The 19957-nt window shown below is 71.7% G+C and carries 20 protein-coding genes; 7 read left to right on the forward strand and 13 right to left on the reverse strand.

The features are described from left to right. Window positions 1-18: 18 nt before the first annotated feature. On the reverse strand, window positions 19-804 hold the full coding sequence (gene nagB / locus ACHFIV_RS04540) for a glucosamine-6-phosphate deaminase (RefSeq protein WP_398963741.1): 786 nt from the start codon (window positions 802-804) through the stop codon (window positions 19-21). A gap of 596 nt (window positions 805-1400) precedes the next feature. Here nagB and ACHFIV_RS04545 point away from each other — a divergent pair. Continuing rightward, the gene (locus tag ACHFIV_RS04545; RefSeq protein ID WP_398964222.1) at window positions 1401-2867 is read left to right on the forward strand and encodes a sensor histidine kinase; all 1467 of its coding nucleotides are present in this window, start codon (window positions 1401-1403) and stop codon (window positions 2865-2867) included. A 190-nt stretch (window positions 2868-3057) separates the two neighbouring features. Here the strand turns inward: ACHFIV_RS04545 and ACHFIV_RS04550 are convergent, their stop codons facing one another. Continuing rightward, window positions 3058-3315, reverse strand: coding sequence for a WhiB family transcriptional regulator (locus ACHFIV_RS04550; RefSeq protein ID WP_003953983.1), 258 nt, complete (start codon window positions 3313-3315; stop codon window positions 3058-3060). A 320-nt stretch (window positions 3316-3635) separates the two neighbouring features. Then, window positions 3636-4604, reverse strand: coding sequence for a diacylglycerol/lipid kinase family protein (locus ACHFIV_RS04555; RefSeq protein ID WP_398963743.1), 969 nt, complete (start codon window positions 4602-4604; stop codon window positions 3636-3638). A 158-nt stretch (window positions 4605-4762) separates the two neighbouring features. Here ACHFIV_RS04555 and ACHFIV_RS04560 point away from each other — a divergent pair, with 158 nt between their 5' ends. Beyond that, complete coding sequence (locus tag ACHFIV_RS04560) at window positions 4763-5212, forward strand: hypothetical protein (RefSeq protein ID WP_398963745.1); 450 nt, start codon at window positions 4763-4765, stop codon at window positions 5210-5212. A 27-nt stretch (window positions 5213-5239) separates the two neighbouring features. Here ACHFIV_RS04560 and ACHFIV_RS04565 read toward each other — a convergent pair whose 3' ends face one another. The 3 genes from ACHFIV_RS04565 to ACHFIV_RS04575 form a co-directional block, all read right to left on the reverse strand. Next, a complete protein-coding gene (locus tag ACHFIV_RS04565) occupies window positions 5240-6178 on the reverse strand; it encodes an RNA polymerase sigma factor SigF (RefSeq protein ID WP_398964225.1) in 939 nt (312 codons plus the stop codon). Between the two features lie 23 nt (window positions 6179-6201). Beyond that, window positions 6202-6615, reverse strand: a complete 414-nt coding sequence (locus ACHFIV_RS04570) for an ATP-binding protein (RefSeq protein WP_014154139.1) — start codon at window positions 6613-6615, stop codon at window positions 6202-6204. A gap of 230 nt (window positions 6616-6845) precedes the next feature. Continuing rightward, a complete protein-coding gene (locus ACHFIV_RS04575) occupies window positions 6846-7106 on the reverse strand; it encodes a UBP-type zinc finger domain-containing protein (protein ID WP_398963749.1) in 261 nt (86 codons plus the stop codon). Window positions 7107-7141: 35 nt separating this feature from the next. On the opposite strand from ACHFIV_RS04575, the gene ACHFIV_RS04580 reads away from it, so the two are divergent. Then, window positions 7142-8743: a Na+/H+ antiporter gene (locus tag ACHFIV_RS04580; RefSeq protein ID WP_398963750.1), complete on the forward strand. Its 1602-nt coding sequence runs from the start codon at window positions 7142-7144 to the stop codon at window positions 8741-8743. Here the strand turns inward: ACHFIV_RS04580 and ACHFIV_RS04585 are convergent. The 4 genes from ACHFIV_RS04585 to ACHFIV_RS04600 form a co-directional block, all read right to left on the reverse strand. Beyond that, window positions 8719-9654: a 1-aminocyclopropane-1-carboxylate deaminase/D-cysteine desulfhydrase gene (locus ACHFIV_RS04585; protein WP_398963752.1), complete on the reverse strand. Its 936-nt coding sequence runs from the start codon at window positions 9652-9654 to the stop codon at window positions 8719-8721. The genes ACHFIV_RS04580 and ACHFIV_RS04585 overlap by 25 nt on opposite strands. Before the next feature lie 29 nt (window positions 9655-9683). Continuing rightward, complete coding sequence (locus tag ACHFIV_RS04590) at window positions 9684-10274, reverse strand: N-acetylmuramoyl-L-alanine amidase (protein WP_398963755.1); 591 nt, start codon at window positions 10272-10274, stop codon at window positions 9684-9686. Between the two features lie 143 nt (window positions 10275-10417). Continuing rightward, the gene (locus ACHFIV_RS04595; protein WP_398963758.1) at window positions 10418-11614 is read right to left on the reverse strand and encodes a globin domain-containing protein; all 1197 of its coding nucleotides are present in this window, start codon (window positions 11612-11614) and stop codon (window positions 10418-10420) included. Between the two features lie 127 nt (window positions 11615-11741). After that, window positions 11742-12194 (reverse strand): RrF2 family transcriptional regulator, encoded by a 453-nt coding sequence (locus ACHFIV_RS04600; RefSeq protein WP_398963760.1) that lies wholly within the window; start codon window positions 12192-12194, stop codon window positions 11742-11744. A gap of 98 nt (window positions 12195-12292) precedes the next feature. Between ACHFIV_RS04600 and ACHFIV_RS04605 the strand changes: the two genes are divergently transcribed. Then, on the forward strand, window positions 12293-13717 hold the full coding sequence (locus tag ACHFIV_RS04605; RefSeq protein ID WP_398963763.1) for an FAD-binding oxidoreductase: 1425 nt from the start codon (window positions 12293-12295) through the stop codon (window positions 13715-13717). Between the two features lie 46 nt (window positions 13718-13763). On the opposite strand, the gene ACHFIV_RS04610 is transcribed toward ACHFIV_RS04605, so the two are convergent. From ACHFIV_RS04610 to ACHFIV_RS04620, 3 genes are all read right to left on the reverse strand, one after another. Further along, the gene (locus ACHFIV_RS04610; protein WP_398963766.1) at window positions 13764-14198 is read right to left on the reverse strand and encodes a DUF2267 domain-containing protein; all 435 of its coding nucleotides are present in this window, start codon (window positions 14196-14198) and stop codon (window positions 13764-13766) included. A 334-nt stretch (window positions 14199-14532) separates the two neighbouring features. After that, window positions 14533-14967, reverse strand: coding sequence for an Hsp20/alpha crystallin family protein (locus tag ACHFIV_RS04615; RefSeq protein ID WP_398963767.1), 435 nt, complete (start codon window positions 14965-14967; stop codon window positions 14533-14535). A gap of 450 nt (window positions 14968-15417) precedes the next feature. Then, window positions 15418-16428, reverse strand: coding sequence for a questin oxidase family protein (locus tag ACHFIV_RS04620; protein WP_398963770.1), 1011 nt, complete (start codon window positions 16426-16428; stop codon window positions 15418-15420). A gap of 266 nt (window positions 16429-16694) precedes the next feature. Here ACHFIV_RS04620 and ACHFIV_RS04625 point away from each other — a divergent pair, with 266 nt between their 5' ends. The 3 genes from ACHFIV_RS04625 to ACHFIV_RS04635 all read left to right on the forward strand — a co-directional run bounded on the left by ACHFIV_RS04625 (window position 16695) and on the right by ACHFIV_RS04635 (window position 19917). Beyond that, a complete protein-coding gene (locus ACHFIV_RS04625) occupies window positions 16695-18098 on the forward strand; it encodes a family 2B encapsulin nanocompartment shell protein (RefSeq protein ID WP_398963773.1) in 1404 nt (467 codons plus the stop codon). 94 nt (window positions 18099-18192) lie between these two features. Continuing rightward, window positions 18193-19236, forward strand: coding sequence for a family 2 encapsulin nanocompartment cargo protein polyprenyl transferase (locus tag ACHFIV_RS04630; protein WP_398963777.1), 1044 nt, complete (start codon window positions 18193-18195; stop codon window positions 19234-19236). 90 nt (window positions 19237-19326) lie between these two features. Further along, window positions 19327-19917 carry a GNAT family N-acetyltransferase gene (locus ACHFIV_RS04635; protein WP_398963780.1) on the forward strand — a complete coding sequence of 197 codons (591 nt, stop codon included), beginning with the start codon at window positions 19327-19329 and terminating at the stop codon, window positions 19915-19917. The last annotated feature ends 40 nt before the right edge of the window (window positions 19918-19957 follow it).

Below are 19957 nucleotides of genomic sequence, written 5' to 3' on the forward strand. Positions count from 1 at the left end.
CCTCACGCGCGTGGAGCCCTACAGGCCCTGCCACCGCGGCTTCGCCGCATAGGTGGCGCGGAAGTAGTCCGCCAGCTTCAGCTTGGAGGCCGCCGCCTCGTCGACCACCACCGTGGCGTGCTGGTGCAGCTGCAGCGCCGACGCGGGCACGACCGAGGCGACCGGCCCCTCGACCGTCAGGGCCACCGCGTCGGCCTTGCCCTCGCCGGTGGCCAGCAGGATCGGGTGGCGGGCCTCCAGGATCGTGCCGATACCCTGCGTGATGACATGGCGGGGCACCTGCTCGATGTCGTCCTCGAAGAAGCGCGCGTTGTCGATCCGCGTCTGCTCGGTCAGCGTCTTGATGCGGGTGCGGGAGGCGAGTGAGGAACACGGTTCGTTGAAGCCGATGTGTCCGTCGGTGCCGATGCCGAGCAACTGGAGGTCCACGCCGCCCGCCTCGGTGAGCGCCCTGTCGTACGCCTCGCAGGCCGCCTGCACGTCCTCGGCGGTGCCGTCCGGGCCCATGAAGGACTCCTCGGACAGACCGAGCGGCTCGACGACCTCACGCAGCACGACCGAGCGGTACGACTCGGGGTGGCCGGCGGGCAGCCCGACGTACTCGTCGAGCTGGCAGATGCGGGCGCGCGAGGCGTCGACGGCGCCGGAGCGGACCTTGGCGGTCAGCGCCCGGTAGACGGGCAGCGGGGTGGAGCCGGTGGCAACGCCGAGCAGGGCGTCGGGCTTGCGGCTCAGCAGTGCCGCGATGGCCTCCGCGATGAGTTCGCCGCCTGCCGTGGCGTCCGGGACGATGACAACTTCCACGCTGTGCCTGCCGATCTGGAGAGTGGCGTCATGTGGTATAGACCAATTGTGTGCCCCAATCTAGCAGAATGACGCGGCCCGGAGGTGAACCGGTCGCGTGTGCGTCATGGCTTGTCGCCCTGTCGGCGGACGGGTCTGTCGGTGAAGGGGGAGGCGCACCCGTGCGCGAGGCGAACGCGGTCGGCCGGCGAGGGGGTGACCCCCGGTCCGCAGGGCCGTGGCCCCGGAAACACCCGCGGGCCGCGGCGCCGGGACGGGACCCTCAGCCCGTCCGGCACCGCAGCCCGGAGCTACCTGGCCGGCGGTGTGCGGTGCCTCCGGCCACTGGAGGTACCGGCGCGGTCAGGGCAGAGAGCGCCGGGTACCTCGGTCCGCTCTCCTGTGCGGGGAGAGCGGAGGTCTTCTTCGCGCAGGGGACTCGTCCAGCCTGTCGTATCCCTGCGTGGTGCATTGTGGACTAGACCAATAGGCCCTGTCCATCCATGGGCGCCGACATTCTTCCGTCCGGGCCCGTCCCCTCACAGTGTCACGTATCCGCGGGCCGATCGGTTCGGATCCACCTCTCCTCCACAGGTACGCTCGCATCTGTGCCCTCCATGAACGACCTCGTCCGCCAGCACACAGCCCTGAGTGACACCGACCTCGAGTGGCTTCATCTGCTGGTCTCGGAGTGGCAACTGCTCTCCGACCTCTCCTTCGCCGACCTCGTCCTGTGGGTACCGACCCGCGACGGGACCCGCTACGTGTCCGTCGCGCAGATGCGGCCCAACACCGGCCCCACCTCGTACCAGGACGACATGGTCGGCCATCTCGTGCCGCGAGGCCGCCGGCCGTTGCTCGACGCCGCCCTGGACGAGGGGCGCATCGTGCGTGAGGGGGACCCGGAGTGGCGGGAGGAGGTCCCCGTCCGGGTCGAGTCGATCCCCGTGCGGAGGGAGGGCCGGGTCCTCGGGGTCATCGCCCGCAACACCAACCTCCTCACCGTCCGCACGCCTTCCCGGCTGGAGCTCACCTACCTCCAGTCCGCCTCCGACCTGGCCCAGATGATCGCCGCGGGGTCCTTCCCCTTCCCCGGCCAGCAGGTCGACATGGACGCGTCGCCGCGCGTCGGCGACGGGCTGATCAGGCTCGACGCCGACGGTGTGGTGCAGTACGCCAGCCCCAACGGCCTCTCCGCCTACCACCGGCTCGGTCTCGCCTCCGACCTGGTCGGCCACAACCTCGGTGCGACGACGGCGGAACTCGCGCCCTCGCGCGGCCCGGTGGACGAGGCCCTGGTCAAGGTGGCGAGCGGCTACGCACCCCGGGAGTTCGAGGTCGAGGGCGCCGGCGGGGTCATCCAGCTGCGCGCGATCCCGCTCAAGCCCAAGGGGGTGCGGATCGGTTCGCTGGTGCTCCTCCGCGACGTGACGGAACTGCGGCGCCGCGAACGTGAACTGATCACGAAGGACGCCACCATCCGGGAGATCCACCACCGGGTGAAGAACAACCTCCAGACGGTGGCCGCCCTGTTGCGCCTCCAGGCCCGCCGGATGGACTCGGAGCGGGGCCGTGAGGCGCTCAACGAGGCTGTGCGGCGCGTCGGTTCGATCGCCATCGTCCATGAGACGCTGTCCCAGAACCTGGACGAGCGGGTCGAGTTCGACGAGATCGCCGACCGGGTGATCGCGATGGTCGCCGAGATCTCGCCCGGCAAGGTCACCTGCCGGCGCACGGGGCGCTTCGGGATTCTGGACGCGGAGGTGGCGACCCCGCTCTCGATGGTGCTCACCGAGGTGTTGCAGAACGCACTGGAACACGCGTTCACCGTGGCGGAGCACGGCACGGTGGAGGTGTCCGCGGTGCGCGGCGGCTCCCCCGCCGACGGCCGGCTGCTGATCACCGTGACGGACGACGGGCGCGGGCTGCCCGAGGGGTTCGATCCCCAGCGGGCCGGAAATCTGGGACTCCAGATCGTGCGGACGCTCGTGGAGGGTGAGCTGGGAGGCACGTTCGGCATGGTCCCGGCCCCGGTGCGCGGCACCCAGGTGGTGCTCGACCTCCCGGTGCGGAGCGACAAGTAGCGGACGGAACGGTACGACGGCTCCGCCGTCACCGCACAGCAGTGGGCCCGGACCGTGGTGACGGTCCGGGCCCACTGCGTGGTGCTCACGGTGCGATGCGCTTCGGGGGTACTGCGCGCTGCGACTCGAAGGCGGGGCTGTGCGTACGCTCTGTACGCGCCGCCGGGCTGAGGCTGGTGGGGGGCGTCGGTCAGGCGCTGGCGTTACGCGCCCGGTTGCGAGCGGCGCGGCGCTTCATTGCGCGGCGCTCGTCCTCGCTGAGGCCACCCCAGACGCCGGAGTCCTGGCCGGACTCGAGCGCCCACTGCAGGCACTGCTCCATGACGGGGCAGCGACGGCAGACGGCCTTGGCTTCCTCGATCTGCAGCAGCGCAGGACCGGTGTTGCCGATGGGGAAGAACAGCTCGGGGTCTTCCTCACGACAAACGGCGTTGTGACGCCAGTCCATGGCTGCTACCTCTCCTTGGTATTACATGCTGGTGCTTGTGAATGTGAACGCTTTCACGAATCCCCCCGCAGACGAAGGTCCGACGCCCAGATGAGCTGGATGTGGTCCTGTTGTGGTGAGGAGGGGTTCTGGCTCTCAGTGGAGGCCGATGCTGCGGGCCGTCCCGATCGCCATGTAGAGATTCCCAAACCTCGGCAGCGGATACAACCCCTTCTGGAAAGTTTTTTTTGATTCCTCGGTGTCGACTAGGTCACAGCCGTACTTCTAAGGGGTGGGGGCCAGCCCAAACGTTCGAGTTAAAGGACTTTCGCCCCTTCGACTCACACAATCACACGCAGTGCACGGCGTACGCCTGTGAACGTCACGCTCGTACGCAGCCCCAGGTGGTCACCGTCCATCTGGAAGGGCAGTGGCGCCTTTGAATGCAAGGTGAAGTCCGTGAGGTCGTGCAGGGACACCGCGTGCTTGCCGTGCGGGCCTCTCTCCGGGCTCGAAGTGAGCAGCTGAGTGGCGTACCGGGTCACCGCGGCGGTGGTGAGGCGCTTCAGTCCGAGGATGTCCAGGCCGGTGTCGAACGAAGCTCTGGGAGCGGCGTACATCGGACGATTCCCCAGGTAGGTCCAGGGTGCGGTGTTGCAGATGATGGACAGCGCGAGGCCCGTGACGGGGTCCTGCCCGGGGACGTCCAGGGTGATCAGGCCGTTGCGCCGGTGCGGGTCCTCCATGAACTGCCGGACCACCTGGCGTACGTACAGCGGGTGGGTCGACCGTTTGCCGCGTTCACGCTGCTGTTCGACCCGGCCGAGGACGCTCGCGTCGAAACCGAGCCCGGCGCAGAACGTGAACCAGCGTTCGGGTACGGCCTCGTCGGCCGTACCGGGGGTGCCGGCCGCGAGGCCGAGGCCCACGGTGCGTTCGCTGCGGTCCGCGAGGGCGTCCAGGATGGCGCCCGTCGCCTCCACGGCGTCGTTGGGGATGCCGAGCGCCCGGGCGAAGACGTTGGTGGAACCGCCGGGGACCACGGCCAGGCTCGGCAGGCCCTCGGGGTCGGGGCCCCTGTGCAGCAGCCCGTTGACCACTTCGTTCACCGTGCCGTCGCCCCCGAGGGCGACCACCAGGTCTATGTCGTCGGTGTCGGCGGCCCGGCGCCCCAGGTCCCGGGCGTGCCCGCGGTACTCCGTGGTCACGGCCTCGAGCTTCATCTCGCTCGCCAGGGCGTGGATCAGTACGTCGCGGGTCCGCGCACTGGTAGTGGTGGCAGCTGGATTGACCACGAGAAGTGCGCGCATGCCCGCCAGGGTACCTACCGCGCGGTACCGCCCCGCATCCCCGATCCCCCGGGTCCTCGGGTGATCACTCAGCGTGACCGGCCTTCCGGTGCGGCCTTCCCGGACGGCTCGCCGCCCCGGCTTCGCGTCCGGCGGTCCGGGATGCGAACCTGAAGGATGTGAGCACTCAGCAGAACGCGCCCTCCCCGTCGCCCGGGGCCGGCTCGGAGAAGCCGGGCCGGATCGCTGCCCTGGCCGCACTCAACGCGCTCGAAGGCGCGGCACTCGCCCTCGGCGGGATCTACATGCTGGCCGTAGGGCTGTTCGGCCGGCCCGACAGCCTCCAGCAGGCCGAGATGGGCGGGCTCACCCTGGTGGCGCTCGGCCTCATCCCCTTGTTCGCCGCCCGTGGGCTGCTGCGGCGACGGAGCTGGAGCCGGGGACCCGCGCTGATCACACAGCTCATGGCGCTGCCGGTGGCCTGGACGCTGCTGCGGGCACAGGGCGCCCTGATCCCCGCGGGCATCGTGCTCGCCGCGGTCGCCGTGACGGCCCTCGTGCTCCTGCTCAACCCGGCGACCACACAGGCGCTGGGTATCCGGGGGCCGCGGACGACCCCCGACGCCTGACCGCCCCCGCGCACCGCTCCCGTCCGGCTACTCCTCGACGAGCAGCCGCTCGCGCAGCTGGGCCAGCGTGCGGGCCAGGAGGCGGGAGACGTGCATCTGGGAGATGCCGACCTCCTGCGCGATCTGCGACTGGGTCATGTTGCCGAAGAAGCGCAGCAGCAGGATCCGCTTCTCCCGTGGCGGGAGGTCCTCCAGCAGCGGCTTGAGCGACTCGCGGTACTCGACACCCTCCAGCGCCTCGTCCTCGGAGCCCAGCGTGTCCGCGACAGCCGGTGACTCGTCGTCCGTGTCCGGGACGTCCAGTGAGAGCGTGCTGTAGGCATTGGCCGATTCGAGCCCCTCCAGGACCTCCTCCTCGGAGATGCCCAGGCGCTCCGCCAGCTCGTGCACGGTGGGGGAGCGGCCGTGCTGCTGGGAGAGCTCCGCGGTGGCCGTGGTCAGCGACAGCCGCAGCTCCTGGAGGCGCCGCGGGACACGCACGGCCCAGCCCTTGTCCCGGAAGTGCCGCTTGATCTCACCGACGACCGTGGGGGTCGCGTACGTCGAGAACTCGACCCCGCGGTCCGGGTCGAACCGGTCCACCGACTTGATCAGCCCGATCGTGGCGACCTGCGTGAGGTCGTCCAGCGGCTCACCGCGGTTGCGGAACCTGCGGGCCAGGTGCTCCACGAGCGGCAGATGCATCCGCACCAGCCGGTTGCGCAGCTCCGCCTTCTCCGCCGAGCCGTCGGGAAGTCCCCGGAGCTCGATGAAGAGCGCCCGCGCCCCGCTGCGGTCGCGTGGGTCGTGGTGACCGTGCTCGCTCATCTGGCCCGCCCGCTCCGCCCGCGCCTGCTCCGCCGTGGCGGGAGGGGTCCGCACGTCGTCCGCGCCGCCGCCCGCCCCGCCTTCCGGATGCGGCCGGGCCTGCTGCTCCGGGAGGGCTGCCGGGCGCATCGCCCCGGACCGGATCGTCTCGTCCCGCACAGGACCGTCCCCGTTCCCGTCGCTCACGCCGGCCCGGGTCCCGCGCCGCGCTGTTTGTAGAGGCTGATGCTGACCGTACGGTCGTCGGCGACCGTGGAGTCGACCTTGCCGGCCAGCGCGGAGAGCACCGTCCAGGCGAAGGTGTCGCGCTCGGGGGCGCGGCCGTCCGTCGTGGGAGCCGAGACGGTCACCTCGAGGGAATCGCCGACCAGCCGGAAGACGCAGCTGAGGACGGAACCCGGCACGGCCTGCTGGAGCAGGATCGCGCAGGCCTCGTCGACCGCGATGCGAAGATCCTCGATCTCGTCGAGAGTGAAGTCCAAGCGCGCTGCGAGGCCGGCCGTGGCCGTACGCAGCACCGACAGATAGGCACCCGCAGCGGGAAGCCGGACCTCTACGAAGTCCTGGTTCCCGGGCTCGCCTGCGATCTGGGACACCCTCACCTCCAAGGTGGCACAAAGTCGTTCGGGGCTCCGGGACGAGTGCCCGGGGCCGTGCGGTCGGTCGTCGGTCCTGTGGTTCGGCGACGCTGTCGCGACCCATGATGCCGTGTCGCCGAGACCGCAGCCCCGCGATTACTCATGGTAGGCACATGAGTACGCACAGTGGCTAGGGGTCTGCGGCGGTCAATTGCGAAGAACCGGCGCCGGTTTGACGTACCCAGACGTCAGACGATCGAACCGTCCACGAAGCACCAGCGCCAGCTCTCCGTGCACTCGAAGCTGCGCATCACCGCATGACCGGTCGCCTCGAAGTGCGCCGTCGCGTGCTTCAGGGGCGAGGAATCGCAGCAGCCGACGTGTCCGCAGAGCAGGCAGAGCCGCAGCTGGACGGGATGGGTACCGGCGGCAAGGCATTCCGGACAGGTGTCGCCGAGCGGGGCGGGCTCGGGGCGCGGCAGTTCGGATACGTGGAGGCACTCACTCATGATGGCAACGTTACGTCGGATGTGAGGACAGTGAGATGGACGCATTGCCGCTGGTGGCGCTCGTCGCGGCAAGCGCGGCGGTCGCGGGGGCCGCCCGGCGCACACCGGTGCCGGCACCGCTGCTGCTGGTCGCCGCCGGACTGCTGGCCTCGTACCTGCCCGGGGTGCCGAGCTACACCCTGGACGCGCACATCGTGCTGCCCCTGCTGCTCCCGCCGTTGCTGTACACGGCGGCGGTCGACAGCTCGTACCTCGATCTGCGGGCCAACCTGCGGCCGGTCGCCCTGCTCTCCGTGGGGTACGTGCTCTTCGCGACGGTCGCCGTGGGATGGCTGGCCTACCTCCTGGTGCCTGGCCTGCCCCTCACCGCCGCGCTGGTGCTCGGCGCGGTGGTCGCCCCGCCGGACGCCGTCACGGCCGCGGCGATCGCCCGCAGGGTGGGCCTGCCCGCCCGGGTCACCACCATTCTTCAGGGCGAGTCCCTGGTGAACGACGCCACCGCGATCACCGCGTTCAAGGTGGCCCTCGCGGCGGCCGTCGGCGAGGGCGTCAGCTGGGGCGCCGGGGCCGGGGAGTTCGTGCTGGCGTCCGTCGGCGGCATCGGTGTCGGCCTGCTGCTGATGGTGCCGCTGCACTGGCTGCGTACGCATCTCAAGGAGGCGCTGCTCCAGAACACCCTCTCGCTGCTGATCCCCTTCGTCGCCTACGCGGCGGCGGAGCGGGTGCACGCCTCCGGTGTGCTGGCCGTGGTCGTCGTCGCCCTCTACCTGGGGCACCGCTCCTGGCAGGTCGACTTCGCGACACGGCTCCAGGAGGCGGCCGTCTGGAAGATGGTGGCGTTCGTCCTGGAGTCCGCGGTCTTCGCGCTCATCGGGCTGCAGCTGCCCTTCGTGCTCCGGGGGCTGGGCTCCTACGGCGTGGCGGAGGCCTTCGGATACGCGGTCCTCGTCTTCCTGGCCGTGGTCGTGGTGCGGTTCGTCTGGGTGTACCCGGCGAGCTACCTGCCGCCCCTGCTGTCCCGGCGCGTCAGGGAGCGCGAGGGGGTGCCGCCCTGGACCTCGTCCCTGATCGTCGGGTGGGCCGGGATGAGGGGCGTGGTCTCGCTGGCCATCGCCTTCTCCATCCCGATGGTCACGCATGACGGGGCGGACTTCCCCGCGCGCAACCTCGTCCTGTTCCTGACCTTCACCACCGTCATCGGGACGCTGGTCGTCCAGGGACTCAGCCTGCCCCTCCTGGTGCGCGTGCTGAAGCTGCCCGGACGCAGTGAGCGCGCCGAGACGCTGGCCGAGGCGCAGGCGCAGAGCGAGGCGTCCGCCGCTGCGGACGCGCGCCTCGAGGTTTTGCTGGCCGACCCGCGCAACGCGCTGCCCGGACCTCTGGCCCAGCGGCTGCGCGCCGTCATGGAGCGGCGCCGCAACGCCGTGTGGGAACGGCTCGGCGCGGCCAACCCCGTCACCGGGGAGTCGGCGGACGACACCTACCGGCGGCTGGCCAGGGACATGATCGCCGCCGAGCGTGAGGTGTTCGTACGGCTCCGGGACGAGCGGCGGATCGACGACGAGATGCTGCGGGCCCTGCTGCGGCGGCTGGACCTGGAGGAGGCCGCCGCCTACCGCGAGTCGGACGGCGTGTGACCGGCGTCCCGGCCGCCCCGGGGCCGGCCGGTGACGACCGCGGTGAGCGTGGTCCCCGGGGCGAAGGCGCCCTCCCCGGCCAGCACGGTCAGCCCGTACAGGAGTTTGGCCACATAGAGCCGTTCGACGGCCAGGCCGTGCCGGTCCTCGAAGTCGTCCGCGAAGGCGTGCAGCTCCGGAGTGGTCCGGGCGTATCCGCCGAAGTGGAAGCGCTCGTCCAGGGACCACCGCCCGGCGGGCGCGCCGAACGCCTCCCGTTGCAGCCCGCGCACCGTTTCTCCGAGGAAGCCGCCGCGGAGGACCGGGATGCCCAGGGCGCGCTGCCCGGGGCCGAGCCCGGCGGCGAGCCCCGCCAGGGTGCCGCCGGTGCCGCAGGCGACCGCGACCGTGCCGGCCCGGTCGCGCAGTTCGCGGCCGAGCTCCGCGCAGCCCTGTGCGGCGAGCGCGTTGCTGCCGCCCTCCGGGATGACCAGGCACTCCCCGAAGCGGCTCAGCAGGTCCTCCAGGACCCGGGGAGCGGTCTTCGCGCGGTAGGCCGCGCGGTCCAGGAAGTGCAGACGCATGCCGTCGGCGGCGCACTGGGCGAGGGAGGGGTTCAGCGGCCGGTGGGCCAGCTCGTCGCCCCGTACGACCCCGACGGTCGGGAAGCCCAGCAGGCGTCCGGCTGCGGCGGTGGCGCGGAGGTGGTTCGAGTAGGCGCCGCCGAAGGTCAGCACGGTGCGGCCTGCGGCGGCCCGGAGATTGGGGGCGAGTTTGCGCCACTTGTTGCCCGGCAGGTCCGGGTGGATCAGATCGTCGCGTTTGAGCAGCAGGGTCACACCGTGCCGCGCGAAGCGCTCGTCCCCGGCCGGCTGCAGGGGTGACGGGAGTACCGGCTGCAGCCGGGAGGGGCCGGGCGCTTCTTCGTCCATGCCTTCATTGTGTGCCGCCCCGTGATGCCCTACTTCAGCCGGTCGTGGATACGGTTGCGCATACCGGTCATCGAGAAGCCGCGTGGGTCGACCTTCCCCGGCTGCCACTCCCGGTGGCCGATGACCGAGGGGGCGTCCCAGCCGTGGAAGCGGCAGACCGCCGCGGCGGCCTTCTCCACGGCTTCGAGCTGGACGGCGGGCCAGGGGTCCTTCCCGTCGCCGAGGTTCTCGCACTCGAATCCGTAGAAGTGGCGGTTCCCGTCGGTGTTGGACTCGTTGTCCGACGGCAGGCGCTTCTCGGCGACGACGGCGCGCAGGACGTCGTCGTCGCCGAGCCCCGCGTGGTTGGCGCGGCCGTATCCGACCAGGTGGACCCGGCCGTCCTTGGCGATCACCCCGTGGCAGAGCGGGCCCGGCAGCCCCGCATAGCCGTCGCGGCAGATCTCGACGGTGCGGGCGGTGCCCTTCGTGACGGTGTGGTGGAGCATCACGCCGTGCACCGGCCCCCAGGGGCCCTTGTGGTTGCGGTTGTGCGTGCGCCACTCGCCGACCTGCACGACGGTGAGCCCCTCGTTCTTCAGGGCCTTGAGGAAGTTGCTGGCGGACATCGGTGAGGACATGGCCGACTCCTTTGCTCGCGGGGAGCGCGGTCCCCGTACAGCGCTTGTACCGGAACGCGATGCTCCGGCAAACCTGTTCGAGCGCCGTTCGCGCCGTGTGCGATTTGATCCGGACAGTCCGCGAGTGCCCGGACGGGCCGTGCTCAGTCCTGGGCGAGCCACAGATCGGGTCCGAACACCTCGTAGTGGATGTCGGCCGCCGCGACCCCCTTCTCGAGGAGCTGTGAACGGACCGCGCGCATGAAGGGCAGCGGGCCGCAGAGGTAGGCCTGGGTGCCGGGAGCGAGCGGAAGGCCGCTCAGGTCGACCGTGCCGGTGCGCTCCGCCGGGTGTCCGGGCTCCGGGTCCTCGTACCAGAAGTGGGCGGAGGCGTCGGGGAGCTTGCCGGTGAGTGCCGCGTGATCCGTGCGCAGCGCGTGGTCGGCCGGCGACCTGTCACCGTGCACCACGGTGACGGGTGAAGGGTGCCCCTCCTTCGAGAGGTGCTCCAGCATCGAGAGGATCGGGGTGCATCCGATGCCTGCGGAGGCGAGGAGCAGCGGGGCGCCGGAACCGTCGAGCACCAGGTCGCCGTACGGCGCGGAGACGCGCAGCCGGTCCCCCGGGCGCAGCCGCGCGTGCAGGTGTGCGGAGACCTCGCCCTCCGGGGTGCCCGCACCCCGTACCCGCTTGACGGAGAAGGAGCGGCACTCGGGGCCGGGCGCGCCCGTGAGGCTGTACTGGCGTATCTGGCGCGCGCCGTCGGGAAGTTCCACCTGGACGGAGACGTACTGGCCCGGCCGGAAGGCGGGGGCGGACGCGCCGTCGGCAGGGGTGATCCGGAAGGTCGCCACATCGGAGGTCTCCTCGATGCGGGAGGCCACCGTCCACTCGCGCCACACGTCGCCCGCGGTGACGCCCCGCTGTGCGTAGAGCCGTTCCTCGAGGGCGATCAGGGCGTTGGCCATGAGCCAGTAGACCTCGTCCCAGGCCGCGGCGACCTCGGGGGTGACGGCGTCGCCGAGCACCTCGGCGATGGCGCCGAAGAGGTGGGTGTGCACGATCGTGTACTGCGGTGCCGTGATCCCCAGCGAGGCGTGCTTGTTGGCGATGCGGCCCAGCATCACGTCAGGTCGTGTTCCCGGGTTTTCGACGAGCTGGGTGGCGAAGGCGGCGATGGACCCGGCGAGCGCCTGACGCTGTGCGCCGGAGGCCTGGTTGCTCCGGTTGAACAGGTCCCGGAGCAGCTCCGGGTGGGCCTCGAACAGGTTCCGGTAGAAGAGGTCCGTGATGTCCCCGATGGCTGCTCCCACGGCGGGGAGCGTGGCGCGGACGGTGGCGGTCGACGTCTCGGAGAGCATCGGTTGACTCCTCGGGGTGCGGTGACGGGCCACTGAGGGCCAGTTAATTGGTATATTTGATGCGTATTTTTGGGCGGGGGTGGCCCGCCTTCGCACGGCGTGCGTGCGGGGGCGCGGCGCGGGTGGCTCAGCCGGGAGCCGGACGGCCTCGGCTGATGCCGAGCAGCAGTGGTCCGGTGGGGGAGGAGACGAGATCGCCGACCGTCAGCGGGTCGAGCGAGGCGTAGAACGCCTCTTCGGCCTGGCGCAGCGCGGAGCGGAGGCGGCAGGCCGAACGCAGGGGGCACGGGGTCCCGCCCTCGCACTCGACGACCTCGCCCGGGCCCTCCAGCTGTCTGACCAGGGTGCCGATCGATGCCGACCACCCGGCGGCCGTGAGGGAGAGGCCCCCTCCCCGGCCCCGCCGCGCGTCCACCAGTCCGAGATGCTGGAGGCGGGCGACGACCTTCGCCGCGTGGGTGTAGGGCACCTGCATGGTGGCCGCGACCTCGCGGGTGGTCGGAGGGTCGTCGTCCTCCGCCGTGACGGTCAGGCGCATCAGCACCCGGAGCGCCACGTCTGTGAATCGCGTCAGCCGCATGGCGGCAGCGTAGGTAAGTTGCATCTGAGATGCAACTTAGGGTGCCCGTCCTCCGGGCGAGGGGCCGCGTCATCATGGTGGGTGCGGCCCCGTGACGGATGCGGGGCGCGCGTGGGCAAGAAGGGTGGTCAGCGGCCGTGCCGAAACCGAACGCAGCCGACGGGATACCGGCGAGCAAGGTCATCACCGACCCGGACAGCCTGGGCCGCTACGCGCACGACGAGGCGGAGTGGGCCCCGGCGGGGCTGCCCCTCGCCGTCGTACGCCCACAGGACACGGACGAGGTGCGGGCCGTGGTCGCGCACTGCGTCCGGCACCGGATCCCGGTGGTCCCGCGCGGAGCCGGTACGGGCCTCTCGGGCGGCGCCAACGCGGTCGACGGCGCCGTGGTCCTCTCCTTCGAGGACATGAACCGGATCCTCCGGATCGACCCCGTGGAGCGCCTCGCCGTCGTGCAGCCGGGCGTGGTCAACGACGACCTGCGCGCCGCCTGCGCGGAACAGGGCCTCTGGTACCCGCCGGACCCGGCGAGCTCGCCCTGGTCCACCATCGGCGGCAACACGGCCACCGACGCGGGGGGCATGTGCTGCGTCAAGTACGGGGTGACCCGCGACTACGTGCTCGGCCTCGAAGCGGTCAACGGCCTGGGCGAGGTCGTGCGGGTCGGGCGGCGCACCGCCAAGGGGGTGGCCGGGTACGACCTGTGCGGCCTGCTCGTCGGTTCCGAGGGCACTCTGGGTGTGATCACCGAGATCACCGTGAAGCTGCGTGGAGCCCGCCCCCCGGAGCGCACGGTGGCGGGTTTCTTCGACTCCCTCGTCGCGGCAGGCGACGCGGTGAGCCGGGTGACGGCGGCGGGCATCGTGCCCTCGGCGCTCGAACTCCTCGACCGGCACTGCCTGAAGGCCGTCGACGAGTGGAAGAACATGGGTCTTTCGGCCGACGCGGACGCCATCCTGCTCGGCCGCGTGGACACCCCGGGGGCGGCGGGCGACGCCGAGGCCGAAGCCGTACGTGCCTGCTTCGCGGAGGCCGGCGCGGCCTGGGCCGAGGTGTCCACCGACCAGGCCGAGGCGGACGCCCTCTTCCAGGCGCGCCGCCTCGCCTACCCGGCGCTGGAGCGGCTGGGACCGGTGCTCACCGAGGACGTGGTCGTGCCGAGGTCCCGGGTGCCGCTGATGCTCGCGCGCATCGAGGAGATCGCACGCGAGCACGACGTCCTGATCGCCAACATCGCGCATGCCGGCGACGGCAACCTCCACCCGCTGATCATCACCGAACCGGGCGACGACGCGGCCAGGGCCCGCGCCCAGCTCGCCTTCGAGGACATCCTCGACGCGGCCATCTCCTTCGGCGGCACGGTCACCGGCGAACACGGTGTCGGCCTGCTGAAGATGGGGGGCATGGACCGCGAGGTGGGCCCCGTCAACCTCGCCATGCAGCGAGCGGTCAAGGCGGCCCTGGACCCGCACGGCATCCTGAACCCGGGCAAGGTCGTCGTGTCGGGGGCACCGCTGACGTGAGGGACCACCGCGCCCCGGCCCCGGCGCCCGCGGTGGTCCGGACCGTTCAGGCCGCCTGGATGAGCTCCGCGCGCCCGAACAGCAGGGCGTAACCGGAAGGAAGCCGGCCGAGGACGCGGTCCAGGAGGCCGGGGTCCGTGAGGCGGGCCACGGTCGCCAGGACGGCGCCGGCGTCCCAGCGCGCGGTGGCGGGGGTGCCACCGGTGCGGGCGGCGAGGTCCTTGACGAACCCCCACCCGGTCAGCTGGCCGGTGTCGGGCGCCTGGGCGGTGAAGGTGAGGGCGGCCTCCACGGGGAGGCAGGCGGCGAGTGCGACGCGTTCGTCCCCGGCGAGCTGACGGCCGAGGCCCTCCAGCACCGCGTGCGTGACTGCCTCCGCTCGTTCGCGTGTGGGGTAGGCGCCCTCGTACCTGATCCTCTCCAGCATCTGGTCGAACGTCATGCCCGTGGCAGCGGTGTTCCGTTCACGCAGGGAACGCATCGGTGGAATGCCTTTCTCGACGGGGCGGCTGCCGTTCGGCCGGGCGATACGGCAGCCGCGGGGCTGATCTCGGAGTGACTCGTCACGTCGGATGTGCGGGGTGGGTGCCCATGAGGGCGCCCGTGCCCGGGGGGCGTGTCCGCGCCGTGGCCGCTGGCCCGCCTCCGCGACGCCGACCGCTCAGGAGGACGGTCCGGCGTCGCTGGGTCAGCGGACGCCGGCCGGGCCCGGGGGCCGGACGGCCGGTGTGGCGGGACAGCTCACCGCTGCGCGGCGGACGGGGTGCTGAGTGGAGCGCCGGGGGCAGGGCCCGCGCGGGTGGGCAACGGCTCCCTCAGGTGCCGAGCTGCTTGGGGGTGGACTCTCCGCCGATGGCGATCTTGCGCGGCTTGGCGCGCTCGGCGATCGGGATCCGCAGGGTCAGCACCCCCGCGTCGTAGTCGGCCCTGATGCGCTCGGTGTCCAGGGTGTCGGCCAGGACGAGCTGCCGGGAGAAGGCGCCCAGCGGGCGCTCGGCGAGCTCCATCTGCACCTCGTCGCCGGTCGCGACGGGACGGCGCTCCGCCTTGACGGTGAGCATGTTCCGCTCCACGTCGATGTCGATCGCGTCCTTGGTGACACCGGGCAGGTCGAGGGCGATCACGTACTCCTCGCCCTCGCGATAGGCGTCCATCGGCATCGCCGACGGCCTGGACCAGGTCCCGGAGACACCGGTGAGCTGCTGGGCGAGACGGTCGAGTTCGCGGAACGGGTCGGTGCGCATCAACATCGCGAAAACACCTCCATCGGTCAGGCAGAAACTGCCAATGCGCTGTGTCTGACACCGTTGTAGCATGTCATCCAAACGATGACAACTGCACTGTCGTCGGAAAGGTGACACTGCCGGAAGGCGTCCCGTGGACGGCACCCGCCGGCTCGCCGGACCCGTCTCCGTCGCCGCGACCCGGTAAGCGCCGCACGCCGCCGCGGTCCACCGTCGACGAGGCCGTCCGCGCCGCACGGCGGACGGTGCGCGGATCGCAGGTGGAAGGCGGACGGGCGGTCTCCGCGCAGGTGGCGGACGCCCTGCTCCGGGCCGTCGAGCGCCCGCCGGCCTCCCGCCGCGCAGCCTGTGGCCGAAGGGTGGCCGAGGGGCCTCCAGGCGGCCCGTGGCCTGGCCGGGCGGGCGTGTCCCGGTGCACCGGCCGCCCCTCGCTCGGGACGCGCGTGAGCGGGCTGCCTACCGCAGCGGCTCACTGAGCCGGACGGCACGCACCGCCGCCGCGAGCGCCCGCTCGTCACCGAGGTCCAGAGCGGTGTCGGCCAGCTTGATGACGTGTTCGTCGCCGTGGGCCACGGCCTGTTCGAAGACCTCTCCGGGCGTGACCGGGCCCGGAGGGACGTAGGCCACCGGGGCGTCCGGCGCGTACATGGCGGTCACCGCGGCCGAGGCCGTCCAGGCGGCCTGCACGCTCGGCACCCACAGGACCCGCGGGAGGGCGGGGAGTGCCCGCAGGACGGCGTTCGGGGCGGTGGCCGCGTGGACCAGCATCGTGGCATCACCGTGACCGTGGGTGGCATACCGATGGGTGGCCGCCCGCACCAGCTCCACCAGCCGCCGGTGCGCCTCGTCCGGGTCCGTGACCGCGGCCGCCCACACCGGCAGGTTCCTGACGCGGTGCAGCCGGTCGGGGAAGCCGCCTGCCCTCGCCGTGACGGCCGGCACCGCGTCGAGGGCCGCCGCGGCACTGTCGGCACCTGGCACGGGGACGAGTCCCCTGACCGGGTGGTGGCGGGCAGCCCAGTAACCGAGGCCGTGCGCGAGTTCGGTCAGACGCGGCCCGGTGTCCCCGCCCGCCAGCAGTGTGCGCACGGCGTGGCCCACGCGGATCACCGGATGCGTCGACCCGCCGTACATCCCGGGCAGGAGACGGGGCCACCACCGGGTGAGCACGTCGCGCCACGGCCGCTCGGCGAGCTCCCGGCCGAAGTAGCCGATCCAGTCGGCGGCACGGCGCGGGTCGCCCAGTGCCGACGGCCAGTCGGCGTCCGTCACGGGCTCGACACCGGAGGGGAACTCCTCGAGCCTGGACGCGTACAGGTCGAGCCAGCGGTGCACGGCCGCCGCCTGACCGTTGGCCGTCAGTGCCTCGACGGCCATCGGCGCGTGGTTGGTGAGCCGCCCGATCCGCTCGGGGCCCGAGGTGTGCAGCCGCTGGAGCGCCTCGTCGAGCGTGCCTGTCGTGTCCATGAAACGAACGCTAGGCGGGCGTCCACGGCGTCGTAACGGGCGGAGGTCGTGGCACCGGGCGGGCGCAAGTCCTAGGACCTGGGGCCCGGTTCGGCGCCTCATGACATCCCTCCGGCTGTCCCCGGGGCCGGTGCGCCGTCCCCGGATGCGGGCGATGTGCCCCGACCCGGGCCCGAATAGTCACACTCTTTTGTGTAATAGCGCATCACATGCTGCGACTGCAAGTCTTCCTCTCGCAGGTCAGTTCATGATCGAGAGGATGTCGGATGTCCGTTGGTGAAGAGGTTCGCGACACGCAGCCGCCGCAGCAGAGTCTCGGCACAGCGGCTGCGCGGAACCTCGCGACGACGACCAAGTCCGCCCCGCAGATGCAGGAGATCAGCTCGCGGTGGCTGCTTCGCATGCTGCCGTGGGTGCAGGTGCAGGGCGGCACGTACAGGGTGAACCGCCGGCTGAGCCACTCGGTCGGGGACGGCAGGGTGACGTTCGTCCAGACGGGGGACCGTGTCACCGTCATCCCCGCCGAGCTGGGTGAACTTCCCGCCCTGCGTGACTTCGGTGACGAGGAGGTGCTGGCCGAGCTGGCGCGCAGGTGTGAACAGCGCGACGTCGCGGCCGGCGAGGTGCTCGCCGCCTCGGGGGAGGCGGCGGACCGCGTCCACCTGCTGGCCCACGGCAAGGTCGAGAAGCTCGGGACCGGGCCGTACGGCGACGAGACGGTGCTCGGAGTCCTGGCCGACGGCGCCTACTTCGGCGACCACGTGCTGGTCGACGGTGACGCGACCTGGGAGTACACGGCCCGAGCGGTGACCGCCTGCACGCTGCTGACCCTCCGCCGGTCGGACGTGCTCAACCTCGCGGCGCGTGCGGACTCGCTCCGTGACCATCTCGCCCGGCTGCTCGCCATTCCCCACCAGCGGACCAACCGCTACGGCGAGGCGGAGATCGACCTGTCGGCGGGACACGTGGGGGAGAGCGTCGTCCCGCACACCTTCGTCGACTACGAGTCGGCGCCCCGGGAGTACGAACTGAGCGTCGCCCAGACCGTGCTGAAGGTCCACAGCAGGGTGGCCGACCTCTACAACCAGCCGATGAACCAGACCGAGCAGCAGTTGCGGCTCACGGTGGAGGCGCTGCGCGAGCGTCAGGAGCACGAGCTCATCAACAACAGGGAGTTCGGCCTGCTCAACAACTGCGACTACGGGCAGCGGCTGCAGCCCCACGACGGGGCGCCGAGCCCCGACGACATGGACGAGCTCCTGTCGCGGCGGCGCGGGTCGAAGCTGTTCCTCGCCCATCCACGGGCCATCGCCGCGTTCGGCCGCGAGTGCAACAGGCGCGGCCTGGTGCCGGAGAGCGTCGAGGTCGGCGGACACCACGTGCCCGCATGGCGGGGCGTGCCGATCTTCCCGTGCAACAAGATCCCGGTCACCGACGCCCGCACGACGTCGATCATCTGTATGAGGACCGGCGAGGCGGACCAGGGCGTCATCGGGCTCCAGCAGAGCGGCATCCCGGACGAGATCGAGCCGAGCCTCTCGGTCCGTTTCATGGGCATCGACGAGCAGGCGATCATCTCCTACCTCGTCACGGCCTACTACTCCGCGGCCGTCCTGGTGCCGGACGCCCTCGGCGTCCTGGAGAACGTCGAGGTGAGCCGCTGGCGGTGACGCTCCCCGGGGTTCGGGCGGTGACCGCCCGGGCCCCGGCAGCCGAGGCCGCGTCCAAGGTGCCCCGTGGCGCCCGGAAGGAGTGACCGTGACCATGACCAGTACGGATGCCGCGATGGAGGGGCACAAGGCCGCCGCGCTCCTGGAGCACACCCGCGACGCGGTCGACCCGCATCTGCGAGCAGCCGTCGAGACGCTGCCGGGGGCGATACGCCGCGTCGCCATGTACCACTTCGGCTGGCAGAACGCCGACGGGTCGCCCGCCTCCGGGCAGGCGGGCAAGGCCATCAGGCCGGCGCTCGTCCTGGCCGCCGCGCGGGCGCTGGGAGGGGACACGGAGACAGCGATGCGGGCGGCCGTCGCCGTCGAACTCGCGCACAACTTCACCTTGCTGCACGACGACGTCATCGACGAGGACACCACCCGGCGGCACCGGCCCACGGCCTGGGCGGTGTTCGGTGTGCCGGACGCCGTCATCACCGGCGACGCGATGCTCTCCCTCGCCCTGCGGCTGCTCGCGGACGATCCCCACCCGGCTTCCACACAGGCAGCCGTGCGGCTCACCACCTGCGTCATCGAGCTCTGCGCGGGGCAGCAGGCCGACTGCGCCCTGGAGGGACGCGGGCCGGACGACGTCACGCTGGACGAGTGCCTCGCCATGGCCACGGCCAAGACGGGTGCCCTGCTCGGCTGTGCCTGCGCACTGGGCGCGCTCTACGCCGGAGCGGACGAGCGGGCCGTCCGCGCCATGGACGGCTTCGGCCGCGAAGCCGGTCTGGCGTTCCAGCTGATCGACGACCTGATCGGCATCTGGGGGGACACGGCCCGCACCGGCAAACCGGTCGGGGCGGACCTGACGGCCCACAAGAAGTCCCTGCCGGTGGTGGCGGCTCTCACCTCGGGCACCCCGGCAGCCGCCGAGCTCGCCGCGCTGTACCACGGCGCCATGAACACACCGGCAGAGGTGAGGGGCGCCGCCGACGCGGTGGACCGGGCCGGCGGCAGGGACTGGGCCCAGACCGCAGCGGCGGACCGGATGGCCCGGGCCGTCCACCACCTGTCCCGCGCGGTGCCCGAGCCGGCCGGAACCGGGGACCTGCTGGCCCTGGCCGAATTCGTCACCCGCAGAACCCACTGATCCGGGCCGACCGTGACCGTGGCCCACGCCCGACCCTAGGATTCCCCGCGTCGGTCGGAGTCACGACGGGATGAGGGGGCGGGGCCGTTCATGGGCGTACGCGTGCGGCAGGCGGACCAGCGGGACAGGGATCAGGTCGTACGGATCCTGGAGGAGGCGTTCCACGACGATCCGGTGAGCGGCTGGGTCTTCCCGGACGAGGAGCACCGGCGAGCGGTGCACGGGACGTTCCTCGGCGTCTTCGCCGACATCACGCTGGAAGGAGGCCGGATCGACCTTCTGGAGGACGGCACGGCGACGGCCCTCTGGCTCTCCGTGCCGGCGGGTGTGCCGGAGAAGGACGACACCCCCGCGCTCATGAGGGCGACCGCGGATCCCGACAACGAACGGGCCGAGCTGGTGGGGAGGCTGACCGGGGCCGTCCACCCCCACGACCGTGCGCATGAGTACCTCTTGATGATCGGGGTCTCGCCGGAGCGCCAGGGGGAGGGCATCGGCGAGGCGCTGATGCGGGGGGTCCTGGACCGTTGTGACCTGGAGGGCCTTCCCGCCTATCTGGAAGCGAGCAGCGCACGCAGCCGCGGCCTCTACGAGCGGCTCGGATTCGTCTTCACCGGGCAGACCGTCGACCTGCCCCACGGCCCCTCCATGTGGCCCATGTGGCGGGAACCCCACGGCTGATGAGCGCCGTTGAGGCGTCGCACGCATCGAAGGGGAGGGT

The organism is Streptomyces sp. ALB3 (genome assembly GCF_044385685.1).
GTDB lineage: Bacteria > Actinomycetota > Actinomycetes > Streptomycetales > Streptomycetaceae > Streptomyces.